Here is a 25,587-nt window from a genome sequence, read left to right as displayed (position 1 = left end):
AGTAAGAAAATGTCCCGGAGATAATAGGTAGGATGCCATTGGCTGTGCTTTGATTAATTACCTGATCAGAAGCCGAGCCTATTGTGAAAAAGTAAACAAGGAGGAACGTAATGACTTATTTAAAAAAACTACTTGTAATCTTACTGGCAACATTATTCGTTGTCACAACCATCTCCAGTACAGTGGCAGCCCAACCGAAGACTCTCTATCAGACTAGTTCCCAACATACCATCACTGATGGAGCAACTTTAGAACATATTTCACGGTTTACAGCAGACGGTTGGTTAAATATCAAAGTTTTACGTATTGATACCACAAATCCTAATATCAAAATAGATACCTTGGCTAATAACCAGACCACGGATCAACTTTCTACAATACTTGCCTTAGCGGAGGAAAATGGCGCGGTTGCTGCCGTGAATGCCAGTTTCTTCAATCCGATGGATGGAGGCACCGGATATCCTGACGGACCCATTGTACGATCCGGAGACCTCTTAGCCACATCTGGATGGTACAATCAGAACAATGATGAAATGGCTTCCCTCTCTCTCGATAATGCAGGTCAGATACTCTTTAACTACTGGAAAAACACCCTTACCTTAACCGGACACAACAATGCTTCATTTGCTGTGTCTCAGTACAACCAGCCTAGTCGTCAGCAATATAATGATATTACCGTGTTGGATAATAAATGGGGACCTGCCACCCTCGGCGCCTCTGAAAAGTATCCTGATTTAGTGGAAATCCTTGTATCCCAAGGACGGGTGATAGAAATTCGGCAAGCTTTGCCTGCCGCACCCATGCCTGACAAAGGTTATGTTGTGATTTCCCGGGGAGAACAAGCTGTCGAACTTATGGATAGCTTAAGGACGGGAAATCCAGCACAATTCACCGTTACTTCCAACCCGGACTGGTCCAATCTGCAAATGTCAGCAACCGGGTCCTCCATGCTGGTCAAGGACGGTCAGATTCCCGAGACCTTTTCTTTTAACACTGTCAGTTTTAATAATAAGAACCCTCGAACCTTGGCCGGAAGCTCAGAGGATGGAAAACAACTGATTTTAGTCACGGTGGATGGCAGACAGGATAACAGTGTCGGTCTCACTCAGACCGAGTCTGCGCAACTCATGCTGGAATTGGGAGCCTACAATGCTCTGATTTTTGATGGCGGCGGATCTACTACCATGGCAGCTAGAAAGTCGGGAACTTCCACCTTGGATATTGTCAATATACCTTCTGAGGGTTCTTTGCGTTCTGTTGCGAACGGTATCGGAGTTTTTTCTCAGGCCCCCTCCGGTCCGTTAGCTGAGCTGATCTTGGAAACTGAGGACTCTAATGTTTTTGTTCATAGTTCGAGAAAATTTACACTTAGGGGAGTGGACAGTTTCGCTAATCCGGCAGAGGTTAATCCTCAACAGATAGAATGGAGTGTGAGCGGAATTGAAGGGAGATTTATGGATAATCAATTTCAGCCCACTTCTGCAGGCAAGGGTAAGATAATTGCCAAAGTCGGAGAATTAACAGCGGAGTTGGATATCCTTTCATTAAGTGCTCCCGTCAAGCTTAAACCTAGTATAGATAAGTTAGAGATACCTCTTGGACAGAGCCAAACCCTTCAGGTAACAGGCTACGACCAACAGGGCTTCAAAGCGAAAATTCAGCCGGAAGACGTTCAGTGGGCAGTAAGCGGAGAAATTGAAGATTTCAAAGAGGGAATTCTTAAGGCCACTGCAGTCGGTGCAGGATATATCGAGGCAAGTGTCGGGGATGTTCATTCCTATATTGCTGTATCGATCTATGCAGATTCTACCAATACAATCTATTCCTTTGAAGACTACCAGGCCTCCTTCCAAGCCAACCCGCAGATAGCCCGAGGTACTTTTGAGCTTTCCAAAGATCAGATTCATGGAGGAAATACTTCCGGAGAATTAGTCTATGACTTTTATGAGAAGCAAAGTTCAAGTGAAGCTTCCTTAGTTTTCACTGGAGCAGGGCTTGAGCTCGATTCTGACACTTCCCACTTAGCCGTCTGGGTATACAATACGCATAAAAGTTCAAACCGGGTCCTCGGTGAAGTCCTAGATGACAAAGGGGGAAAACATCCGTTAGTAATTGCGGACAAACTAGATTGGATAGGTTGGAAGAGAATGGAGGTTTCCCTGGAAAAGATCCAGACGCCAACCAATTTTGTGAGACTCTATGTGCAAAATCTTGATCCTGCTGAGGGCTGGGGGAAGATTTATTTTGACGACCTTACGGCAAAGGTGGTCAACCATCCGGAAATAGATCAAAGCCAAACCCCTCAGGATACAATCCCTCAAGATGAGGCCAACAGGAGAACGAATTTTAAGTCAGGTCCTGAAAGTTTTAAGTTTTCAGTTTTTGGCAGTAGACAGGAAAGCTATAACACTATGGAAGAGCAACTGTTGAACAAAATGACAAAGTATATAAATAAAAAAATGGACATGGCGGTTTATACCGGAAGCCAAGCACCATCCGCTGTCAGAAATATTGAGAAACCTGCACTAATTACTGAGACTGAATATAAAACCCATAATTATAAGAACAGTAGCTTCATTCAGTTGGATATCAGCAAAGGTGGACTTCGGAGAAGTGACCCTGAACAATGGCTATGGTTGTTCAAGGAGTTAGACAACCTGAGTGGCAGCAATGCTTTTATCGTCATGTCAGGCGCTCCGGCTACTTTCATTAATGCCAAAGAAGGCGATTTACTCAAGGATACCTTGGCCGAATATCGGGAGAAAACCGGAAAAAATATTTGGGTCTTGTTTCAGGGAAATGTAAATCAAAGTGAACTGGATAGGGGAGTTCGGTATATTTCCTGTGCTGGTTTTAGTATTCCTGACTTTTCTCCAGAAAAGCCGACTTCAGCAAAATTTCTTGAAGTGACGGTAATGGGCAATGATATAACCTATGAATTTAAAAGTCTTTTGGGAGAGAGATCATCCCAATAGGTCATTGCTGTGAGGAGAGTTTTTCGTGAGTATGGAAGGAAGTTGGTCGGACTTCCTTCCATGGGACCACTTCTTAGTTACAATGATTAATATAGAATACATAACCAATATAGTCATTATGTCAGAGTAGAGAAATAGTTAAAAGGCTTAGGAGTGCTCATTTGCCGCATTCCTAAGCCTTTATGTTATAGATCTTTTTCTTCAAAGATCGTCCTAGTTGTTAACCTTGTCCATCCAATTGAATTCATCAGGGACGCTGCCATACTGAACTCCTGTGACAAAGTCAAATAGTTTTTTCGAGAATTCACCGGTTTGATTATTGTTGATCTTGATTTTTTGCCCTTTCCAAGAAAGCTCACCGACAGGGGATATGACTGCAGCTGTACCAGTGCCGAATACCTCTTCAAGCTCTCCTTTGGCATGGGCTTCATACACTTCTTCAATAGAAATCTGACGTTCAGTTGCTTTCAAGCCCCAATTTTGGGCTAATTCCAGCACGGTATGACGAGTGATTCCGCCTAATATACTGCCGCTTAGCTCTGGGGTGATGATTTCACCATTAATCTTAAAGAAGATATTCATCGTTCCTACTTCTTCAACATATTTGCGGTGGACTGCATCCAACCATAAGACTTGGTCAAAACCTTCCTTATGGGCTTCGGCTTGAGCGGATAGGCTCATGGCATAATTGGCTGGAGTCTTGGCTTGTCCGAGTCCGCCTTTAGTAGCGCGAACGTACTTATCTTCTACTTTGATGCTTACCGGATTAAAACCATTATCATAATAGGCTCCAACAGGAGAAAGAATAATAAACAGTTTATAAGTACTGGCTACCTTGACCCCAATGTAGCCATCGGTAGAAATGATGAATGGTCTTATATAGAGCGAGGTGCCCAGTGTGCCGGGGATCCAGTCTTTTTCTAATTCCAATAGCTTAAACAAGCCCGCTTGAACTTCCTCAACGTCAATTGGGGGTATGCAAAGATGACCAGCTGATCGATTGAAGCGATTTAGATATTGCTTTGTTCTAAATACTGCGATCTGATTGTTTGCGGCTCTAAAGGCTTTCATCCCTTCAAAAATTGCTTGCCCATAATGAAAGACAATGGTTGCAGGAACGAAGGCAAACTCACCATAGGGAATGATCCGTGGAGAATGCCATCCTTTGCCGGTCTCATAATCCATGACAAACATATGGTCTGTAAAAATTTTTCCGAAACCAAGTTTGTCATCAGTGGGTAATACTCCTGGTTTGTCTACTTTATTTACGATAATATCCGTCATAACAATTGCCTCCAAAACTCTTTTAGGTATCTTATAAATCATAATCCTTGTAAGACAGTTGTTCAATACTAAAGATAAAAAATGTTCGACTATTGACCATGTATACTGTGTACATGTTTTCTGGATAATATACTTTATGTACCGCTATATGGTATATTGTGAACCTTGTGTAAAAATAAGGTAGATTTTCGTGCGTCAATAACTATTGATTGTGATCATTAAGAATCATTTAGTGATAGAATAAAGTATCAATCCCTATTGACAGATTTAATCTAACAAGATACAATTTCCTAAACACAAAACCTTTGAACAAGAGAAGTATGAAAAGTTGGGTGTATCCAGAGAGTTGCAGGCGGTGGAATTGCAACAGCATAGATTTTTCTGAATGGGCTTGTGAGGGCAGCTTGAAACTGCGATGCAGGAGTAGACGCTGACGGGAACCCCGTCCGTTATCAGTGGGGTGCATATGATAGTATGCAAAATGAGTGGGCGATTCTATGAATCGTCAATCAGGGTGGTATCGCAGAAGTTTAAAAGCTTTTGTCCCTTTAAGGGGCAGAAGCTTTTTTATTTTACCCTAAAACTCAATGAGATTAAGAAAGGAGTTCTCATCATGGTATTAAGAGGTGATATCAGATGGTCTTTGTACTAAAGCAGAATGTTTCGCAGGAAAAGATCAGCCAATTTGTTCAGAGGATTGAAGCTGAAGGATATTCCACCTTTATAAGCACGGGAACTGAGCATACTGTAGTCTGCCTGATTGGAAACACGGCAAAAATCGATGTTGACTTTATCGTTCAAACAAACGAAATTGTAGAATACGGTAAGCGTGTGACTGAGCCTTATAAAGCTGTTAATCGAACAGTCCATCCGGATGATACTCTTGTTAAAGTAGGAGATATAACCATAGGAGAGGGCTTTTTTCAAGTGATTTCTGGTCCCTGCTCAGTAGAGAGTGAGGAGCAAGTTGTTCAAATCGCCAAATCTGTCAAGGCCAGTGGTGCAACTTTGCTGCGAGGAGGTGCATTTAAACCGCGCACTTCACCTTACGCATTCCAAGGACTGCAGGACATGGGTATAAAATTTCTTCTTTCCGCTAAGCAAGAAACTGGGTTACCAATTGTTACTGAGATTATGAATCAAACCCAGTTGCCCCTCTTTGAGGAAGTTGATGTAATTCAAATCGGTGCACGCAACATGCAAAATTTTGATCTGCTCAGGGAAGTTGGACGATGCAAAAAACCGATTCTTCTAAAAAGAGGTTTATGTAATACCATTGAAGAGTTTTTAATGAGTGCAGAATATATTATGTCTGAAGGAAACACGCAGATCATATTATGTGAAAGAGGAATTCGTACTTTTGAAACTATGACAAGAAATACGTTGGATCTTTCGGCTGTTCCATTATTAAAACAGAAATCACATCTGCCAGTGATTGTAGATCCGAGCCATGCTGCCGGAATCCGCAGTTTAGTTGCTCCTTTATCCAAGGCTGCCATTGCGGTTGGAGCAGATGGTCTGATGATTGAGACCCATAATAACCCTGCAGAGGCTTTGAGTGATGGTGCTCAATCACTGGATCTGCCCCAGTTCTCAGCTCTTATGGATGATTTGAAGCGGAGATTATCTTTTGAAGGCAAAATCAATAACTAAACCGTTCTAAAAATGCATATAGTGAATAAACCGATGAAGCGGAGATAACGTTATAACGTGCACTTACAGAGAGCGGGGGGAGCTGGAAACCCTGCAGAACGCAGTATAGCAAATGGACCGTTGAGGGCGCAATGAAACGGGTTTTACCGGAGTATCCTGCGACGTAACACAAACGTTAACTTGTGGGGAATATGTTGGTATTCTTATGAGAGTGCAGGAATAAAAATTCTGCAAAGCAAGGTGGTACCGCGAGTGAATTAAGCACTCGTCCTTGACAATAATGTCAACGGGCGAGTGCTTTTTTTACTGCCCAGAAAAATAATTTTCGTTGCATACTGCAAGTAGGGCTAATACGTGCGAAGACAGTGTCTTCGTCTGGAAGCATGAGTGCAACAATGGCGACCATCGCCTGCCACTAAAAGAAAGGAGTGAATCATTTGTTAAGACCAAGCTTAGATGATGCAAAAAAGATTGCCCAAGGGTATACGATACTACCCGTTAGCAGAGAGATTTACGCAGATATTAAAACTCCTATAGCCTTACTGAAAGCCATTGATTCTATCAGCCACCGATATTATCTTCTGGAAAGTGTGGAGGGTGGCGAGGCTTGGGGCAGATACTCGTTTTTAGGGTTTGATCCCGTCACCCAGGTGACTTGTAAGGATAACAGAATTGAGATCAATAATGGTACGCTTTTTAAGCTTGAGGGGCAAAATCCAACAGCGGTGGTCAGAGAAATTTTGTCTCAGTATAAAACCCCCCATTTTGATTTTCTCCCTCCCTTCACAGGAGGATTTGTCGGCTATTTTGCTTACGATTTCATCAAATATTTCGAAAAGACACTTCAACCAAAAAGCATAGACATCGATAACTTTAATGATATGGAATTGATGCTTTTCGACAAGGTGATTGCCTATGATCACTTAAAACAAAAGATCATTATCATTATCAATGTAAAAACTGAAGCCTTAGAAGAAGGCTACCGGAAAGCCAGCTTTGAAATCGACAATATCATTAAGTTAATAAAGCAGAACATTTCGGAGGCAGTTAGCAAGCCCGTCTTAAAGTCTGAGATTCAGTCGGACATTTCAAAAAGCAAATATGAAGAAATGGTCAGAAAGGCAAAGGAACATATCTTCAATGGGGATATTTTTCAAGTGGTACTATCGAGGCGTTTTACAGCTAAAATGGAAGGCAGTTTGATGGACACTTACCGGGTTTTAAGGACGACAAATCCTTCGCCGTACATGTTCTTTATAAAGACCAAAGATGTTGAGATCGCAGGGACATCACCTGAAACTCTGGTAAAGTTGCAAAATGGCAGATTAGCAACCTTCCCGCTTGCCGGGACCAGGCCGAGAGGAACTACGGACGCAGAGGATAAGCAGATCGAGGAGGAATTAATGCAGGATGAAAAAGAGCTGAGCGAACATAACATGCTGGTAGACCTGGGAAGAAATGACCTGGGCAGGATCAGTAAATTTGGCAGTGTGAAAGTGAAAGATTATCTTAAAGTTTTACGTTTTTCCCATGTGATGCACATTGCTTCAGAGGTGAACAGTGAGATAAGAGAGGATAAAGATGCCTTGGATGCGATTATGTCAGTATTGCCGGCGGGGACTCTTTCAGGAGCACCAAAGATCCGTGCTTGTGAAATAATCGATGATTTGGAGAATGCTCGTAGAGGAATCTATGGCGGTGCAGTTGGGTATATCGATTTCTCTGGGAATATGGACACTTGTATCGCCATTAGAATGGCCGTCAAAAAGGATGATAACGTATATGTTCAGGCAGGGGCGGGTATTGTTGCTGACAGTGTTCCTGAAAGTGAATACCTGGAGTGTGAAAATAAGGCGATGGCAGTCATACGTGCCTTGATGCTTTCTCAGGAGGTGATGGACTAATGATTTTACTGATCGACAACTATGACAGCTTCTCCTATAATCTTTATCAACTCATTGGAGAAATAAACGATGATATTAAAGTGATACGCAATGACGAGTTGAGTGTTTCGGAAATTGAAGCTCTGCAACCGACTCATATTGTTATTTCTCCGGGACCGGGGTTTCCTGCCGATGCCGGAGTTTGTGAGCAGACTATTTTAAAGCTCAAAGAATCAACCCCAATCTTGGGGGTCTGTCTTGGACATCAAGCGATCTGTGAGGCTTACGGGGCAAAAATAGTTCATGCTAAAAAAATGATGCATGGTAAAAAGAGCAGTATCCATATTGCTAACGGCAATGAGATTTTTAAAGGGTTGCCGCCGATCATCGAAGCAGCCAGATATCACTCATTGATTGCTGAAAAACAAGGCATTCCCGATGAACTGCTGGTGATTGCCGAGGATCAAAGCGGGGAAATTATGGGCGTGAAACATCGGGATTATGAGGTGTATGGGGTTCAGTTTCATCCGGAGTCTATACTGACGCCGAAAGGAAAACTGATCATTGCAAACTTTCTAGGGTTAGGAGGTGTAAGTAAATGATCATGAATGCGATTTATAAAATAGTCAATGGACAAGATCTTGATCTCAATACAACGAAGGCCGTTATGGAGCAAATCATGAATGGAGAGGCTACCAATGCCCAAATCGGATCATTTCTGACGGCCATGAGAATGAAAGGAGAAAGTATCGAGGAAATAACCGCTTGCGCTATGGTCATGCGCGAAAAGTGCACGAAACTAAAAACGGGAATGGATGTTCTGGATATTGTTGGGACAGGGGGAGATGAAGCGAATACCTTCAACATTTCCACAATCAGTGCTTTAGTCGTGTCTGCAGCAGGTGTACCCGTAGCCAAGCATGGGAACAGATCTGTCTCGAGCAAATGCGGAAGCGCTGATCTGCTTGAAGCTTTGGGAGTGAAAATCGATATTAACGCGGAAAAAAGCGAACAAATTCTGCGTAAGATCGGTTTGTGCTTCATGTTTGCCCCAACCTACCATGCCTCAATGAAATATGCCGCACCGGTCAGAAGAGAATTGGCTGTCCGTACAATCTTCAATATTTTAGGTCCACTGGCGAATCCAGCCGGAGCAAACACCCAACTTTTGGGGGTTTACGATGAAAATTTAGTAGAGCCTCTGGCCAGGGTACTATCGAATCTGGGAGTAAAGCGTGCCATGGTGGTACATGGACATGACGGCTTAGACGAGGTTACGTTATGCAGCACGACGACTGTTTGCGAGGTCTTTGAAGGCAAATTAAATAGTTTCTTTCTTGATCCGGAACAGTTAGGTTTTAAAAAGTGCACCCCGGAAGAACTGGTGGGCGGAAATCCTGATGAAAATGCTAAGATTGCTTTAGATATACTGAATGGAGAGAAGGGACCTAAGCGTGATATCGTCTTGCTAAACACTGCGGTCTGTCTATATATGTTCCATAGCCATACAACCCTTCGGGATTGCGTAAGGTTAGCGGCAGAAATCATTGACAGTGGGAAGGCCAAAGCCCAACTGGAAAGATTTATTGCCCTATCGAATGAGGTAGAATTATGATACTGGATCAGATAGCCCTATATACAACCGGAAGAGTAGATGCATTAAAAAAGGGGAAATCATTCGATAAGATAGAAAAAGAAGCGCTGGCTATTAAAAATGAAAAACCTTTCGCTTTCGAAAAGGCCTTATCAAATAATGAGATGGCTTTTATCTGTGAGGTGAAGAAGGCTTCTCCTTCTAAGGGGATAATCAGTGAATCTTTTCCATACCTAAAAATCGCTCAGGAATATGAAAGCGCTGGTGCGAATGCAATCTCCGTACTGACGGAACCGAAATTCTTCCTGGGCAGTGACAGCTACTTGAGCGAAATAAAGGCTCAAGTGAACATCCCTGTTCTGCGTAAGGATTTCATTATTGACAGCTTTCAGATTTACGAGTCAAAAATTATTGGTGCGGATGCGGTACTGCTTATCTGCAGTTTGTTGGACACAAACAGACTAAGTGAATATATCAAGATAGCCGACAGTCTGGGACTGTCAGCACTTGTGGAGACCCATACTGAAGAGGAAATTAACTCTGCCCTGAAGGCCGGTGCAAGGCTTATTGGTATCAATAATCGGAACTTGAAAACCTTTGAAGTTGACTTGAATACGACGGCCACTTTAAGACATCTGGTGCCAAAGGAGGTGCTGCTTGTCTCTGAAAGCGGCATCCGGAAAGCTGAGGATATTATGAGGCTACGTAAAAGCGATGTTGATGCGGTGCTGATCGGAGAGGCCTTTATGAGAAATGAAGATAAGGCTGCTGTCATGAAAAACCTGCGAGGCAAACGAGGGGAAGGCCCATGACCAAAATAAAGCTATGCGGCCTGACCAGAGTGTGTGATATTGAGGCGGTTAATGAAGCACAACCAGACTATGTGGGCTTTGTCTTTGCCAATAGTAAACGTCGAATTACGCCAAGGGAGGCCTTCGGCTTAAAAGAACTACTGGATGATAAAATTCAGACTGTCGGGGTTTTTGTGGATGAGACAATAGATCAAATCTTAGATATCTGTTCTATTGGTATTATTGATTTTATTCAACTTCACGGACAGGAAAATGCGACTTATATGGAAAGGCTCCAGAAGGAAAGCGGAAAGCCCGTCATCAAGGCGGTCAGAGTGCGTTCAAGGGAAGATATCAAAGCAGCTGAGAAGTTGAACTGCAACTATCTCTTGCTAGATGCCTTTTCTGACAAGAGTGCAGGCGGAACAGGGGAAACCTTCGATTGGAAGGTTGTTGACGCAGTTCAAAAACCCTTTTTCCTGGCAGGCGGACTTAACAGCGGAAATATATTACAGGCGATGAGTGCGGTCAAGCCGTTTGGCGTAGACATAAGCAGTGGAGTTGAAAGCGATGGATTTAAGGATAGGGGTAAAATACTAGAAATAGTGAGATTGATTAGGAGTGTATAAAATAAGCAAAGCACGCCGACTTTCTTCGGCGTGCTTATTGGCTATGGCTAATTTTGCTTTATTTGAAATAACGGTCAAGTAATCCCTTGAAGGCTCTACCGTGACGAGCTTCATCCTTACACATTTCATGAACTGTATCATGAATTGCATCTAAATTGAGTTTCTTCGCTAAAGTAGCCAGGTCCTTTTTCCCTTGAGTGGCACCACATTCAGCTTCCACCCTTAGTTGCAGGTTCTTCTTGGTGTCTGCATCAACGACTTCTCCTAAAAGTTCAGCAAACTTCGCTGCATGTTCTGCTTCTTCCCAAGCAAAACGTTTGTAAGCTTCGGCGACTTCAGGATAACCCTCCCGATCCGCTTGACGGCTCATCGCTAGGTACATACCAACTTCTGTACATTCACCGGTGAAATTAGCTCTTAATCCTTCGATGACTTCTGGGTCAACCCCTTGAGCAATTCCTACTTTATGCTCATCAGCCCACTCCATAATCCCTTCAACTTTCTCTGAAAACTTACCCTTCGGTGCCTTACATTGGGGGCAATTATCGGGAGCCTCATTTCCTTCATGAATGTAACCACAGATAGTGCAAACAAATTTTTTCATTAAAATCCTCTCCTCTTTAAACATTAATTATTTTATGGGGGTCATTTAGGCGCTCTTTACATTTCTTATTATATTATAATTATTATAAAAGTCAAGATGTTTTTTAAAAATACTTTTCTAAGCCCCATTAACCTCACTTGATGGTACTTTGAGTGCCGGTCTTTCCTACTGCAGATGGCTGAGGAATATTGCTCGAAAACTCGAATCATAAAGAAGAAATCAAAAAGCCGGATAATCCGGCTTTTTGATTGTCAGTTAATAGTGTTATACAATACAATGGTAACTTCCTATATGTTCATGCATTTCATACTTTCTTAATCTCGCTAATATTTATATCCGCTCCACAGCTTGGACAAAGGTAATGATAGCCAGGGATACTCATCTCGATCGACTCGATATCATTGTCGCTAAAGTCATTAATCTTGTCTATACCGAATTCCTTTAGCGTTACCGAATCCCACTCAATCCCACTATGGACAGTATTACAGTAGGGACATTTATAATTCATGGCTAACACTCACTTTCTTACATTCAATCCGTTCTAAGTTGTCTCTTAATTAATATTTTTGGCTAGTTTTCTCATTATACTGCGAGCTTGTCGGTACTTCTCGTAGACTTCATTTGAAGGCGGTTCATCTCCATAAATCCGCCAACCTTGAGTTCTTTTATAGGGAAGGGGCAGAAGTCCCATGAAACCCAGGACATCCTTCAAGGGATATCCTAAAAAAACTCCGACCTCATGAGGAAATTTAAGCGATATTATCCTGTGCTTGAGAAGACTCAGATAGGCGTCCAGCGAGTATTGCTTAGGATAGTTCATAGTTATTAAAAATTCTTGAACAGGTTTTTGTCGCAATACCAAGTCTAACTTCTCCCTTTGATAAAAAATCACTTGCATACGCCCGTTTAGTTCTCGGATTTCCTTGATCTGCAGAGCTTTTCGTTGAGTAAATAATTTTTCGAATTCGATCCATTCCACTTCATTCTCTAAGGACACATTTAAGAGCACAGATGGTTTTATGCCCAAGACCAAAGGGGCAAGACTCTCGACTAGAAAGAGACTTTTCTCATGATAGGTTTTAGCCTTCGCCCAAGTTATGAGTTTCCCCAAATGCTTAGTATTAAGACGATCGAACTGTTCTTGCACGTTTAACTCCTTATATAAATTTAGTCGTTATACTCTATATACTCTACGGTCAAATATTATTTATTCTCTAAATTAGATGTAAAATTTTATAGAGGAACTTTTTATTTTTCATTAGTTACAAATCTTTAACAGGGTACTTGTAATCCTATCGCAACATACATATTCCAATTCAATTTTTTAGTAATAGAAGGTATATTCATTGACAAACACGAAGTTTAAATTTGGCAAAATAATCTTCCTGGGATTATTTTTTATTAAGATGTATGATAATAAGATTAAGAGAAGCTTTGTTAAGTTCGCTGGATGACTACTGACACAATATATATTTCAGTTATTGTTTTTAACAATAAATAAACTTTAAAGGGGCGCTATTCTTGGAACGTATCTTAATCAAGACCCATCAATTGACTAAACGGTATGGTCCCGTTTCGGTAGTCAAAGGTCTTAACCTAGAGGTTAAGGGCGGAGAAATATTCGGGTTCTTGGGACCGAACGGTGCGGGTAAAACTACCACCATTAAAATGTTAACCGGCCTGCTCGATCCCAGTGAAGGAGAGGCTTTTATTTGTGACTATGATATTAGCAAACAGCCTACTAAAGCTAAGGCGCTGATGGCCTATGTGCCTGATCAGCCAAAATTATACGGTAAGCTGTCAGCACGGGAATTTTTATATCTTATTTCTGCTCTATATCGGGTTCCTAAAGATGCCATGAAGGAAAGGGCGGAACAACTTCTGGGCATGTTTGGACTTAGAGACCGAGCAGATGAATTATTAGAAGGATATTCCCACGGTATGCGTCAAAAGGTAGTGTTAGCATCAGCACTCATCCATCAGCCCAAAGTAATCCTTCTTGATGAGCCCACTGTCGGACTAGACCCTGCAAGTGCCCGCTTGTTGAAGGATGTCTTACAGGAGCTGGCGCGGCAGGGGGCAGCAGTTTTTGTTTCTACTCATATTCTTGAAATTGCCGAGAGAATGTGCCACCGTGTAGCAATTCTTAAGGACGGTCAGCTGATTGCTCAGGGGAGTCCGGAAGAACTTCGCCAGAAGGTTGGGCATGGCGGGGAAAGCTTGGAAGATATCTTCTTGGAGTTAACCGGAGGTAATGAAAATGCTGATTTAATCAAGAGTCTGGAGGAGGGATAAATCATGAAAATAATATTGCCTCCTCCTTTAAGCGATCCGCCACAAAGTCATTCTTTTGTACAAGACTTTATGCTGCTGCTTAAAAACCAAATGCGCGTGAGCTGGAATAAGATGCGTCATAGGCCAGTGGGCACATTGATTGGGATGGCTGTCCTTTTGCTTGGATTGCTCGCCATCCTAGGTTCTTTGGGTTATTTTGCTTATGGAGCCTTAAAGACAATGCCTCCTCAAACTGCCAAGGGGTTTCTCTCATTGTTATTTATGGTTGGATTAGTCAGCCAAATTTTCTTTGGAATTACCGCCGCATTTGCTGCTCTTTACATGTCTGATGATTTAGAACTTCTATTCATGGCACCAGTCCCCATCAAGGTCGTTTTCGCTGTAAAGTCCCTGGCAGTTATCGGAAGTAACTTATTGACAGCAATATTGTTTGCTTTCTTACCGGGAGTCTTTTATGGCTTACTCTTTCAAGCTGGGGCCGCATTTTACATCCTGGTTTTCTTGGTAGGTATGGGGTTGTGGGCCATGGGGACAGCGATAGCTGAACTAATCAATCTGATAATCATGCGCATTGTGCCCCCGCATCGAAGTAAAGAGGCCGTAGGCTTTATTGGAGCTTTGGCAGGAATTTTAATTGCCCTTGTATTTCAAATTCCTAATCTGTTGCTCAACAACCAGAGTGATATCAACATAGGTACTTGGATAGCTGGGCAGGAGCAAATGCTTGGTGCAATGGACTTTTTCCCTTGGGGCTGGGGTTCGCTTGCTTTAGTTGCAGGAATTTCGGGAAACTTCCTTGTCGGACTGGGATGGAGCTTGTTGATACTCTTAGCGGGTGCATTTCTTTTTATGATGGCATTCAATCTTGTCGAGCGGGGATTTCGCCGAGGATTCATTTCGCTTAGTCAAGGAGAAGGCGGAAGACGTCGTAAAAAACGAATTGTTCCAGCGAGTGGGGAAGAGCATCATCAACAGGAGCTGACTTCCTATTTAGTGTTTAAAGAAGAAGTTAGCGGTACTGCCTCTCCCTGGTTGGGAATGTGGGCGGTAGCCAAGAAAGATTTGCTTTCCATGAAACGTGACACTCGGGAATGGTTCGGTTATTTGGTTCCCTTGATCATCATGCTTTTCTTTGTCGCTCAATTTCTATTTTCCAAAGCAGAATCCAGCAGAGCCTCCTTAATAACGGTTTTAATTATGTACACTATTATGTTCAGCGGTAATTTGGCTTTACAATCTTTTGGCAGGGAGGGTGAATCCGACTGGCTTCTGAACAGTGTTCCACTTGCAGGATGGCCGGTGGTATGGGGGAAATTAGTGGCTGCTATTCTACCAACGTTGTTGTTGATGGAAGCCTTGTTAGTCGGCACTGCTTTAGCAATAGGGGTCTCCACAACATTAACTTTGGCACTGGCATTTGGAGCTGTGTTCCTTTCCCTGGGGTCAAGCGCCATCGGGCTCTTTTATTCCATTAATAACTGCCGCTATAATCCAGACTCTCCACAACAGCGTATTTCCCCTGGGGCGACCTTGTTTATGTATCTGATCAACTTATTCTTTACACTCCTATTGGCATTAGGTTTAACGTATATTTTTCTGCCTGATGAGTTAGTCGCGATTCTTCGGGATCTGCCGCCCATTACCTTTGAAGGCGGTTTTTTGTCAGGGATAATTTATGTGTTATATCTCTTGAGCCGGCCGTTACTGTGGTCGACAACTTTGCGGATTTTACTGGGAATAATCGTAACGGGTGGAGTATGGGCCTTGATGTTTTTTGGATTCATGGCAGCTACAGTTCGTCAGAGCAGGAAAGGTTTTCGGGTTGAACTCGTCACAGGCGGAAAGAAAAAGCGAAGTAAAAAACGTTTGTCTCAAGAAAAGCCTTGATAATTTAAGGAGGGGTCAATGTTGGACATAGCAGCCATGTCAATAGTACTTAGTCATAACAAGGTTCAGGAACAGGCGGGTTTGGCCGTCATGAAAATGGCAATGGATGTTGCTGCGAATCAAAGTGAATCAATAATGGCTCTGGATGTGAATGCTAAGGCCATGGAGACGTCTGTTCAGCCTTTCTTAGGAGCTATTCTAGATATTCAAGTCTAAAAGGACAAGAGAAGGAAAACAAAGAGACAGGTGCGCTGTTTCAGATTGAAAATATGCAGCAAGGTCAGAGTTTTAAATAATTTTTAGACGTTAAAAGTCCGCCTAGTGCGGACTTTTTTATTAGTCGAACTTCCACGTTGCTGGCGGGGGACCACTGATGAACGGTGATGAATGGAACTATTGAGTCTGATTTTTTACCCCTTGATATTCTGATTACTATGTAATAGAATGTCACGAATGTCTTTTGCGAATTAATACTGAATAAAGCAACTTGTGTTATCTTATAATTAAGATAGAAATCTGATTGATGGGGTAGAAGAGTTTGAAATCAATTATGCTTGGAATATTAGCATCGTTCTTTTTTGCAGTGACATTTGTCTTAAACCGTGCTATGGACTTGTCAGGTGGAAGTTGGATCTGGAGTGCAGTTCTAAGATATGCCTTTATGCTACCGCCCCTGCTTGTCCTTGTTTTGGCAAGGAGAAATCTAAAACCTCTCTTAATAGATATGCGCCAAAGACCTAAGATTTGGCTTGTATGGAGTACGATTGGCTTCGGGATTTTTTATGCACCTCTTTGCTTGGCGGCTGATTATGGACCGGCCTGGTTAGTGGCAAGCATGTGGCAGATTACCATCGTGGCTGGTTCTTTACTTGTTCCATTTTTTCATACTGCAATTCAAACAGAAACAGGGTTGAAGAAAGTCCGCTCTTCTATACCTGTGAAAGGCCTTGCCATTTCATTGATCATTCTATTAGGTATTGGTCTGATGCAACTGCAACAGGCTCAGGTTCTTACGGCTAAAGAGATAATGTTTGGAATTTTGCCCGTTTTAGTTGCGGCATTTGCTTATCCCTTAGGTAATCGTAAGATGATGGAGGAGTGTGCAGGACGATTCGACACCTATCAAAGAGTCCTTGGAATGACGCTTGCGAGTCTGCCTTTTTGGCTCGTATTATCCGTAATAGGGGTAGTACAAGTCGGACTTCCGAGTGGTAATCAGACAGTGCAATCGGTTATTGTGGCACTTTCATCTGGTGTCATCGCAACGATTCTTTTCTTTTCGGCAACTGATATGACCAAGGGAAATGTTCACAAGCTTGCTGCAGTGGAAGCAACACAGTCAGGGGAAGTAATCTTTGCCCTTTTAGGTGAATTGCTAATTTTTCAGGGGCCGTTTCCGACAATGTGGTCGATGGCAGGAATGCTTCTTATCGTTCTGGGCATGATCTTACATAGTTTCTTCGGACAAAGGGAGAAAAGCTGATTGCCCTTTACGAAAGCTTACAGCAGTGTTCAATAATATTCATCACAATTGCACCGAATACTCCTCCGATGAAACCTTGTACAGCTCTATCTCTCAAATGGCATACCTCCTTAATGTGAGATATTATAGCTTGTATTTAAATTAATATTCAAGAGAAAGTAAATTGTTAAATAACAGTTATACAAAGCACTTGGTTGAGGGGTTAATTCCTACTCTTTGCTAAATAAGAGCCAATAATAAAGGAATAAGGGAATAATCCGTTAATCTTCGGTAAAAGTAAAGGTACACTGAAGTTAAGTTATAATTATCTTATTTGCTTCATAGCAAGGATATTGGCCCTCGAAACTACTCTCAATATTAAGTTGCTTATATTTTTAGTATAAACTATAGAATGGGAGCGATTTCATGTCACTAGGTAACGCTAAAAGAACTGCTAATAAAGAAAAACGAAGAGAACTTAGGGAACAATTATCCCCAGACAAAGAGGTTTCTAGAGACCGAAAACTAATAAAAGAAGAAGTCACTCGCAGACTTGTCTCTGGAGTACAAACGATAAATCTTGAATATGACTCTCTCTATAATCAACAGAAAGCAAGCCTAAATAAGGACTGTGAATTACTAAGTTTACTCTTTCACAGGATGTTTTTTTACAGGTTAAATGAGAAACTATCCGGACTAAACTGTGACCATACGCTGCGTTTGAGCAAACAAATCCTTACTCAAATGCAATTAAGCAGAGGAAAAATTAACGAAATCTTTGAGGTGTTTAAAAAAAATGATGGAAATTGTGATTGTGAGATTCTTTACAATATCGAGAGCCAATTGATAGGTAAATAGCCTTCAATAATAAATAAGTAGGCTAAAACCGATGTCGTACCAATAGGAACTTGGGAAGGCGTTGACTTCAAGCCAAGCCATGGGCTGTCTAAAGGACATATAAACGGTTGAACCAAAGAAGATGATTTCTGTATTAAACAGGAGTCATCTTTATTCAATTTCATGGAATACCTGAAAGGGGATTATATTAGCGATCTAGTGGCCTATAGTCAGAAATGATACTGTGGAAAATTCTATGGCCAAATAATAACCTTAAGAGGTAATTTCATAAAAATGTCGAATTATAGAATAATATGGAGATATATATGAGAGAGGTTAATTTATGCCTAAGAGAATTGAGCATTATAGCATGGATAAATACCAAGAAATTTATTTCTTTAGTCCGACGGCTATGATTATTATAGATATAGATACAGGGGACATTGCAGAAGTGAACCAAACCGCGATTGATTATTATGGTTATACCACTAACGAATTCCTGAGGCTGAAGATATTTAACCTAGACCTAGGGGAGCCGTCAATAATCTCTGAGTGGATGAAGGATATGAGCAGGCCTAAAACCTTGATTAGCAAACATAGACTCAAAAGCAGTGAAATTCGAGATGTAGAAATCTCTTCACGAATCATTAATTTAGAAGGAAAAAAACATATTATTTTATCAATTGTAGATGTAACGGAAAGATTGCAGGTTGAAAAAGAACTGAGGGAGAACCGTGATCGTTTAGAACTGGTTCTCTCTAGTACAAAATCAGGGATTTGGGATTACGATATGATTAACGATTCCGCCTATATGGATAAACAATGGAAAGGGATTCTTGGTTATGAAGAACATGAGCTAACTGGTGGAGCAAAAGAGTGGCAAAGTCGTTGGCATCCCCAAGATAAGGAGAAAATTACTCTGGCAGTACAACAAAGCAGGGATGGAAAGACCGATCAATATGAAGTCGAGCACCGTATGCGTCACAAAGATGGTTCGTACCGATGGGTCAATGCCACAGGGAAAATCATCCACAATGAAAAAGGGCAACCAGTACGGGCAGTCGGAGCCATGACTGATATTACCAAAATGAAAGAAACAGAGAGTCGAATATTAGAAAGCGAAAATAAGCTAAGGGACTTTGCTCAAGCTGTTCCTGATGCCAGTGCCATCGTTGACGAAGATGGTCGCTATATAGAGGTGTTTGGAAACAGTGGAGAGCAAATGGAGCCGAGTATAAAAATGCAGGGAATGACATTTCATCAATTGTTTCCTCAAGATCTTGCAGATTTGATGCTGGAAGATGTCAGAAATGTCGTAGCAACCGGCGAGAATAAAACGATGATTCGAGAAATGTATTTTGGGTCTGAGAAACGCTATGTTGAAGGGCGTGTAGGTCCGATGCAATACCGGATAAACGGGAAGAGGACTGTCGTTGTAGTCATATCTGATATTACGGGGCGTCTTGAAGTTGATCAAATACTTAAATTCACATATGAATTGCAACGAAAAAGCGATTTTATAAATGACATTCTTAGTGGCCTGATAATTGGCAATGAAAAAACACTCATAATGGCCAAAGAAATTGGGATTAATTTCGATACTCCGTTATACTGTTGCTTAATTGATTTCCAAGAATCTAATGTAAAAAATAAAAACGGCCAAAATTCTAAACTCTCAAAGAGTCAAATGAATCAAATACTCTATCTTATAAGTACTCATACAAACTATATTGTCTGGGATAATCGAGATAAAATAGGGGTATTGTGTCAGGACGGAAATTCACAGGAATCTTGGGAAAAAAGTATGAAAGCAGCGTCTGAACTTAAGGAGATAATTAGCAGAGAAAAACTGAATTTTGATATTATAATAGGAATAAGTGATATCCATTGTGGTGCCAGCAGTATAAAGAATAGTTATCAAGAAGCAAGCAACACTCTTATATCAGCACAATGTCAAGTACAAGATCAAGGGGGAATCTATCACCATAAGGATGTGGGGCTTTTCCAGATTCTTTCTTTGATTTACGGAAAAGACTATTCCTTAGAATTTGTTAAGAAAATGGTTGGCCCTCTTATTGAACACGACTTAGAAAAAGGATCAGACCTTTTAATTACTCTAGAAGAGATTCTGCAAAATAATAACCTAAAAGATGCTGCGAATAAGTTATTTATTCATTATAAGACGTTGTTTTTTCGCAAACAACGCTTAGAAAAGATCCTAGGCGTGTCCCTCGATAATGTTGATGTCAGGTTAGCACTTGCTACTGCCATAAAATTACACAAATTGATGCTTAGTAATCCAACACCTAGATAAAATAAGGTAGATACAGAAATGATACCCACAAAAGATACCCACAAAAGATAAGAATACGTATTTATTTGTTGAAAGTGATATCCACGAAGGATATAGAAAAGAGGTTTGATTAAATTTATAATATAGTAAGAGAATTTTATTTAAATTGATAGTGAAATCCGAAAATATGATGAATTTTTTCACGATATAATTAAGAATAGAATAAAATTCTATTCTTAATTTTTTATAGATATTTTTTATAATTATAATGTAAAGCATTTTGCTTTACCTTTAAAAAGGAAGATGAGTTATGAAAAGAGTTAATTTGAAATTTAATGCTAAAATTATTTTAACCGTAAGTTCTTTGCTAATATTTCTAACCGTTGCTATTTTATCAGATGTCTATTATAGAGTTAATGATATGGTAGAAAGAAATGTGAGTCAACAAATTCAAAGCAGTTCAAAGAGCGGTTACAGACTACTGGATGAAAAGTATCCAGGTGAGTGGCAAACTGATGGAGATAAACTCTTAAAAGGGACGAAAATAATAAATGATGATAACGAGTTGGTAGATGCGATAAAAAGTGATACGGACTCCATTAGCACCATTTTTCTATATGATACAAGAATTGCTACTAATGTTATGATAGATGGGAAAAGAGCGACGGGTACTAAAATGTCTGAACAAGTGGCAAATAAGGTCATAAAACAAGGAGAAATCTTTGAAGGGGATGCGATTGTAACAGATAAGCTTTATCAAACAAAGTATACTCCGATTAAAGACTCCAATGGCAAGACAATTGGCGCTTTTTTTGTTGGAGTAGAAAAAGGCAGTGTAGCAGCCCAAGTAAACAAAATTATTATTTCTATTGCCACGTTTTCCATAGTTGCCATTATATTAGGAATTATTATTTCGGTGCTCCTTGTTAGAAGTATCTCTAAAAACATTGCGAGAATTCATAGTTCCCTAACCAAAATTTCTTCAGGAGATTTAACAAATACCTGTGAGGTAACTTCAAACGATGAAATTAAAGAAATTGCAGATGGACTGAATAGTACGATACAAAACATTAAAAATATGATAATGAATGTACAAAGTGAAGCGAAAAATATAGAAGTTGTGGTAAGCAGTGTTTCGGAAAATGTAAATGCTCTAAATTCGGGTTTAGAAGATGTATCTGCAAGCACTGAAGAATTGTCTGCGGGTATGGAAGAAACTGCAGCTTCAGCAGAAGAAATGACAGCTACTGCTCAAGAAATAGAGAAAACTGTTGAATCATTAGCTAAAAGTGCTCAAAGTGGTGCATTAGAAGTCTTGAAGATTAATAATAGAGCATCACAAACGAAAGAAATGGTTAATGTAGCACAGAAAAAGGCCTTCGACATTTTCTTAGGGACTAAGGATGAACTTGAAATAGCTATCGAAAATTCAAAAATAGTTAACCAGATTAGCATTTTATCTGAATCCATAATGCAAATAACCGCACAAACTAACCTTCTAGCCTTAAATGCGGCAATAGAAGCGGCCAGAGCGGGAGAAGCAGGAAAAGGTTTTTCAGTAGTTTCGGAAGAAATCAGAAAACTCGCCGAGCAGTCCAAAGATACTGTCATTAAGATACAAGATATTACAGTCAAGGTTATTAGTGCGGTGGATGGTCTTACTAACAGTGCCAATAGATTGCTCCAATTTGTGTCGGCAGATGTTCATGACGATTATAGTACAATGCTCAATGTTGCGGACAGGTATAATGAAGATGCAAAGTTTGTAGATGATCTCGTTGCGGAGTTTAGCTCTGCTTCAGAAGAAATTTTAGCTTCGATGAAAGAGGTTTTCTTGACGATTGATGGAGTTTCCAAGGCAGCTTATGAGGGAGCTGGGGCAACGACAAATATTGCTCAAGAGGCCACAGATATCACACTAAAATCCAATAGTATTTTAGAATTAACAAATAGCTCGAAGAAAAGTACCGAAAAGTTACAAGAAGAAATTTCCAAGTTTAGGTTTTAAAAAAAATAGCCTATCGACTATGGTTCTAAAGTTAGCCTAATATTAAGTGCTTGAATATTTATTAGTTTTTAAGGCACAGACTTTATGTCAATTGAGCAGATTATCTATCCATAAATGATAGATAATCTGCTTTTTTTCATAAAAAATATATCTATGATGGATCATAGAATTCAGGATTCATTAAACCTATAATAACAGTAAGAATAAAAACGTAAATAAGTTTAGAAAGATAAAAATCATGCTATAATTAAGAAAAAATTTGCGTAATTATTTTAAAATTACAAAGTTAAGGGACGTGAATGAAATATTATTCTCTAAAAAAATATCAAAGGAATCTTCGATAGGTGACGAAAAGTCAGATTATGAAAAGTTATATCAGTGTTTAAAAGGGTGGGATTTCACACACAAGATCGATATCGACCTCCATACTTCAAGTCCTTTATATCCGGCTGTTGAAATTTTGAACCGTGTTATCTCCGAGCAACAAGACTCGGCAAAGCTCACATTAAAAAATCTTGATAGAGCAGTGCAAGACCTCACTAGTATGACGTCGATTCGCCAGATGCTAAAACAAATTCATGAACAGACCATGCAACTGGGGAATCTTTCGGCGCAGGCCGAAGAATTAGGTGCTGCCGCCAGTGAGGTTGCCGTATCAGCAACCAATTCATCAGGATTTGTAGAGGAATCAACCAAGGCTGCAGTTTCTGGAGGACAAAAAATTGAACAGGCTATCCAATTTGTGGAGCATTCCTTTGATGAATTTGAAAAAGTTAGTCAGCAAGTTCAGGAAGTTATGAGTTCAATGCAGGAGATAGAGCAAATTGTGGGTGTGATATCAGGAGTTGCGGACCAAACTAACCTGTTAGCTCTCAATGCGGCCATTGAGGCAGCTCGGGCGGCAGAACATGGCCGAGGCTTTGCAGTCGTTGCAGATGAAGTGCGTAAATTAGCGGAGTATACGAAAGAATCAGTTTCCGATATTAGTCATAAAATTACTGACTTAAGCCATAATTCAGTAGAAACAACAAAAAAGATTACGTCACTTAGTCAGACAATGCAGAGTGGAAAGTCTGTGATGCAAGAGGCTGCCGAGTCCCTGCAACAAATTATTCGAAATTTCGAGTCGGTTGCTCATGACATTCATAATATTGCAGCTGGAAGCGAGGAACAAAGTGCTGCAAGCGAGGAATCTTCAAGGAGTATTGGTACGGTGTCCCAGGCTTCGGAGAATATCAATGATATCGCTATGCTTACAGGCCAGGGGATTTATAACCTCAGTCGAGATCTGCAAAACATCAGAATTGAGCAGATTCAGAGAGTCCCTGAAATGGATATTTTCCAAGCGTTAGAACTCTACAAGACGGACCATCTGCTCTGGACTTGGCGGATATACAACATGATATTGGGCTTTGAAAGCATTAAGTCTAGTGAAGTTGGTAATCATCATGATTGCCGTCTGGGAAAATGGGTAGATAATCTAGCAAACAATAAATGCGCCGATTTACCTGCAATAAATAATCTTAAAGTCCCCCATAAACAAGTCCATGAGTTAGCCCGCCAAGCAGCTGCAGCTTTCGAAGAAGGAAATTCTGCAAAAGCAGAACAAATTCTTGCGCAAATGACCCAGGCATCTCAAGAAGTTGTTGACATCTTAAATCAACTTCAATCTGAATGTAGAGATTGATTGCTAAACTTGTATGATGAATACAAAGTAACCCTCAAAGTGATTAGGTAGGATCACTTTGAGGGTTACTTATATGTAAGACTATTATGGAGCGTATTGACATCAACAAAGGATTAAGCTAGTGTAAAATTTGAAAAGGCCATATTCAGTAAGGGAGAACCACTAATGGAGCACCTGACTATAAGAGATCATACTATTCCTTATGAGGAACGAAGGAGTACTCGTTATCGGAGAATAACACTGAGCATTCTTGAAGATCGCGTTCGCATTTCAGCGCCCAAAAATGTGTCTGCCAAGCAACTGAAAGACTTACTAAGTGCCAAGCAGGAGTGGATTTTAAAGCATTGGCTTGTGAAGCAAGATGCGATGAAAGGCCCCGCAAGATATATCGATGGTGAACAGTTTTTATATCGTGGAAATACCATTGAGTTAAAAATCATAAGGTATCCACGTAAATTGATTAGAGTTTTTCTGGAGGGTCATTCGCTCGTGGTCAACTTGCCTATGGATTTACCAGAACAGGACTGTGCGTTCAATATCATGGAAGCTCTCAAGTTATGGTATAAAGCGCAAGCGCGCAAGATTCTGCAGGACAAACTTGATGAACAGGCCAAGAGAATGCAGGTTTCCTTCCAAACATTTCGACTTAAGGAACAGAAGACAAGATGGGGGAGTTGTTCAAGTAAGGGTAATCTTAATTTGAATTGGCGTATTATTATGGCCCCTGATCCAGCGATGGATTACATTGTTATTCATGAGCTGGCCCATTTAACCCATCTCAATCATTCTAAGCAGTTTTGGCAGAGGGTTGCAGAGTTTATGCCGGAATACGCAGATTGGAGAAAGTGGTTTAAGGATCATGGGCAAAATTTAAGACTGTGATGACCAAAACCAAGAACAACGTATAACTCCCCCTAGAGCACTTATCATATTACTCTTGGGGGAGTTATGATTATAAGAACTTCTATAATCGAATAAGCTTTAGAAAAGAAAATTTTAACCTGTGTGGAGCAAGAATTCTCCACCTCGTTAGGTGGGGGATGAATCGCGACCTTCGTTCTTCGCCAGATACTCTATAGCTAACTTCTCCAATATCTTACTAACGTCTGTTTTCTCTAATATTGCCTGTATCTTTAGACGTTCTATGATACTTTCCTCAAACATTGTAGTAAATTTCTTTCGCATTGCCTCATTCTCCCTCTTGTCATGAACGTATAAACGTATACAATGGTATTATAGCAAACAGGAGGTGAAAGTACAATGTTGAAAGGTTTCAAGTACCGTATATATCCTAATCAAGAACAGCGAATCTATTTCGCAAGAACCTTTGGATGCACTAGATTCATATACAATCGCATGCTTGGAGACAAGATTGCCCATTATGAACAGACCCATGAAATGCTCAAAAATACTCCGGCACAATACAAAGACGAGTTCCCTTGGCTCAAGGAAGTTGATAGCTTGGCATTAGCCAATGCTCAACTCGATTTGCAAGCTGCATACGGTCATTTCTTTCGTGATCCAAACGTAGGATTCCCTAACTTCAAGAAAAAGACCCATGACAAAAGCTACACCACGAACAATCAAAAAGGTACAGTTAGGATTGATAATGGTTACATCAAACTTCCGAAACTTAAAACAAGGGTAAGGATCAAACAACATAGAACATTTGATGGCGTGATAAAGTCTTGCACGGTCTCGCAAG

22 protein-coding genes and 1 other annotated feature are annotated in these 25,587 nt (G+C 40.7%); of the genes, 17 read left to right on the top strand and 5 right to left on the bottom strand.

The features are described 5' to 3' along the window. Positions 1-110: 110 nt before the first annotated feature. Entirely contained in the window at positions 111-2,975 is a 2,865-nt protein-coding gene (locus BUB11_RS25025) for a phosphodiester glycosidase family protein (protein ID WP_073033191.1), read from the top strand. 213 nt (positions 2,976-3,188) lie between these two features. On the opposite strand, the gene BUB11_RS25020 is transcribed toward BUB11_RS25025, so the two are convergent. Next, entirely contained in the window at positions 3,189-4,259 is a 1,071-nt protein-coding gene (locus BUB11_RS25020) for a branched-chain amino acid aminotransferase (protein WP_073033190.1), read from the bottom strand. 296 nt (positions 4,260-4,555) lie between these two features. Further along, positions 4,556-4,810, top strand: a binding site (T-box leader). A gap of 85 nt (positions 4,811-4,895) precedes the next feature. Between BUB11_RS25020 and aroF the strand changes: the two genes are divergently transcribed. The 6 genes from aroF to BUB11_RS24990 all read left to right on the top strand — a co-directional run bounded on the left by aroF (position 4,896) and on the right by BUB11_RS24990 (position 10,809). Further along, positions 4,896-5,912, top strand: coding sequence for a 3-deoxy-7-phosphoheptulonate synthase (gene aroF, locus BUB11_RS25015; protein ID WP_073033189.1), 1,017 nt, complete (start codon positions 4,896-4,898; stop codon positions 5,910-5,912). A gap of 437 nt (positions 5,913-6,349) precedes the next feature. Then, positions 6,350-7,816 (top strand): anthranilate synthase component I, encoded by a 1,467-nt coding sequence (gene trpE, locus BUB11_RS25010; RefSeq protein WP_073033188.1) that lies wholly within the window; start codon positions 6,350-6,352, stop codon positions 7,814-7,816. Beyond that, positions 7,816-8,397: an anthranilate synthase component II gene (locus BUB11_RS25005; RefSeq protein WP_073033187.1), complete on the top strand. Its 582-nt coding sequence runs from the start codon at positions 7,816-7,818 to the stop codon at positions 8,395-8,397. Before trpE ends, BUB11_RS25005 begins: the two co-directional genes overlap by 1 nt. Next, positions 8,394-9,410 carry an anthranilate phosphoribosyltransferase gene (trpD, locus tag BUB11_RS25000; RefSeq protein ID WP_073033186.1) on the top strand — a complete coding sequence of 339 codons (1,017 nt, stop codon included), beginning with the start codon at positions 8,394-8,396 and terminating at the stop codon, positions 9,408-9,410. The genes BUB11_RS25005 and trpD overlap by 4 nt, the downstream gene beginning before the upstream one ends. Next, positions 9,407-10,201 (top strand): indole-3-glycerol phosphate synthase TrpC, encoded by a 795-nt coding sequence (gene trpC / locus BUB11_RS24995; protein WP_073033184.1) that lies wholly within the window; start codon positions 9,407-9,409, stop codon positions 10,199-10,201. The genes trpD and trpC overlap by 4 nt, the downstream gene beginning before the upstream one ends. Continuing rightward, on the top strand, positions 10,198-10,809 hold the full coding sequence (locus BUB11_RS24990; RefSeq protein ID WP_073033183.1) for a phosphoribosylanthranilate isomerase: 612 nt from the start codon (positions 10,198-10,200) through the stop codon (positions 10,807-10,809). The genes trpC and BUB11_RS24990 overlap by 4 nt, the downstream gene beginning before the upstream one ends. A 58-nt stretch (positions 10,810-10,867) precedes the next feature. Here BUB11_RS24990 and BUB11_RS24985 read toward each other — a convergent pair whose 3' ends face one another. The 3 genes from BUB11_RS24985 to BUB11_RS24975 form a co-directional block, all read right to left on the bottom strand. Continuing rightward, positions 10,868-11,413, bottom strand: a complete 546-nt coding sequence (locus BUB11_RS24985) for an NADH peroxidase (RefSeq protein WP_073033181.1) — start codon at positions 11,411-11,413, stop codon at positions 10,868-10,870. A gap of 304 nt (positions 11,414-11,717) precedes the next feature. Continuing rightward, complete coding sequence (locus tag BUB11_RS24980; protein ID WP_073033179.1) at positions 11,718-11,921, bottom strand: hypothetical protein; 204 nt, start codon at positions 11,919-11,921, stop codon at positions 11,718-11,720. A 45-nt stretch (positions 11,922-11,966) separates the two neighbouring features. Next, positions 11,967-12,560: a DUF3793 family protein gene (locus BUB11_RS24975; protein ID WP_073033177.1), complete on the bottom strand. Its 594-nt coding sequence runs from the start codon at positions 12,558-12,560 to the stop codon at positions 11,967-11,969. Positions 12,561-12,934: 374 nt separating this feature from the next. Between BUB11_RS24975 and BUB11_RS24970 the strand changes: the two genes are divergently transcribed. From BUB11_RS24970 to BUB11_RS24930, 9 genes are all read left to right on the top strand, one after another. Further along, positions 12,935-13,708: an ABC transporter ATP-binding protein gene (locus BUB11_RS24970; protein WP_073033176.1), complete on the top strand. Its 774-nt coding sequence runs from the start codon at positions 12,935-12,937 to the stop codon at positions 13,706-13,708. A gap of 3 nt (positions 13,709-13,711) precedes the next feature. Continuing rightward, a complete protein-coding gene (locus BUB11_RS24965; RefSeq protein ID WP_073033175.1) occupies positions 13,712-15,595 on the top strand; it encodes a putative ABC transporter permease subunit in 1,884 nt (627 codons plus the stop codon). Positions 15,596-15,613: 18 nt separating this feature from the next. Further along, positions 15,614-15,811: a YjfB family protein gene (locus BUB11_RS24960; protein WP_345788601.1), complete on the top strand. Its 198-nt coding sequence runs from the start codon at positions 15,614-15,616 to the stop codon at positions 15,809-15,811. Positions 15,812-16,145: 334 nt separating this feature from the next. Continuing rightward, positions 16,146-17,078, top strand: a complete 933-nt coding sequence (locus tag BUB11_RS24955) for a DMT family transporter (RefSeq protein ID WP_200797991.1) — start codon at positions 16,146-16,148, stop codon at positions 17,076-17,078. Between the two features lie 405 nt (positions 17,079-17,483). Next, positions 17,484-17,915 (top strand): DUF2695 domain-containing protein, encoded by a 432-nt coding sequence (locus BUB11_RS24950; RefSeq protein WP_073033172.1) that lies wholly within the window; start codon positions 17,484-17,486, stop codon positions 17,913-17,915. Positions 17,916-18,237: 322 nt separating this feature from the next. Beyond that, entirely contained in the window at positions 18,238-20,208 is a 1,971-nt protein-coding gene (locus tag BUB11_RS24945; RefSeq protein WP_073033171.1) for a PAS domain S-box protein, read from the top strand. A gap of 289 nt (positions 20,209-20,497) precedes the next feature. Beyond that, positions 20,498-22,195, top strand: a complete 1,698-nt coding sequence (locus tag BUB11_RS24940; protein WP_073033170.1) for a methyl-accepting chemotaxis protein — start codon at positions 20,498-20,500, stop codon at positions 22,193-22,195. A gap of 295 nt (positions 22,196-22,490) precedes the next feature. After that, the gene (locus BUB11_RS24935; protein WP_242947747.1) at positions 22,491-23,882 is read left to right on the top strand and encodes a methyl-accepting chemotaxis protein; all 1,392 of its coding nucleotides are present in this window, start codon (positions 22,491-22,493) and stop codon (positions 23,880-23,882) included. A 165-nt stretch (positions 23,883-24,047) separates the two neighbouring features. Further along, positions 24,048-24,764, top strand: coding sequence for a M48 family metallopeptidase (locus tag BUB11_RS24930; protein ID WP_073033169.1), 717 nt, complete (start codon positions 24,048-24,050; stop codon positions 24,762-24,764). A 147-nt stretch (positions 24,765-24,911) separates the two neighbouring features. On the opposite strand, the gene BUB11_RS27940 is transcribed toward BUB11_RS24930, so the two are convergent. Then, positions 24,912-25,067 carry a hypothetical protein gene (locus BUB11_RS27940; protein WP_200797990.1) on the bottom strand — a complete coding sequence of 52 codons (156 nt, stop codon included), beginning with the start codon at positions 25,065-25,067 and terminating at the stop codon, positions 24,912-24,914. Between the two features lie 75 nt (positions 25,068-25,142). Between BUB11_RS27940 and BUB11_RS24925 the strand changes: the two genes are divergently transcribed. Then, positions 25,143-25,587: helix-turn-helix domain-containing protein (locus tag BUB11_RS24925; protein WP_143187712.1), on the top strand; the 445-nt coding region annotated here is incomplete at its 3' end.

It is taken from the genome of Desulfosporosinus lacus DSM 15449 (assembly GCF_900129935.1).
Classification (GTDB): Bacteria; Bacillota; Desulfitobacteriia; order Desulfitobacteriales; family Desulfitobacteriaceae; genus Desulfosporosinus; species Desulfosporosinus lacus.
This window is presented reverse-complemented; position numbering and strand designations above follow the sequence as displayed.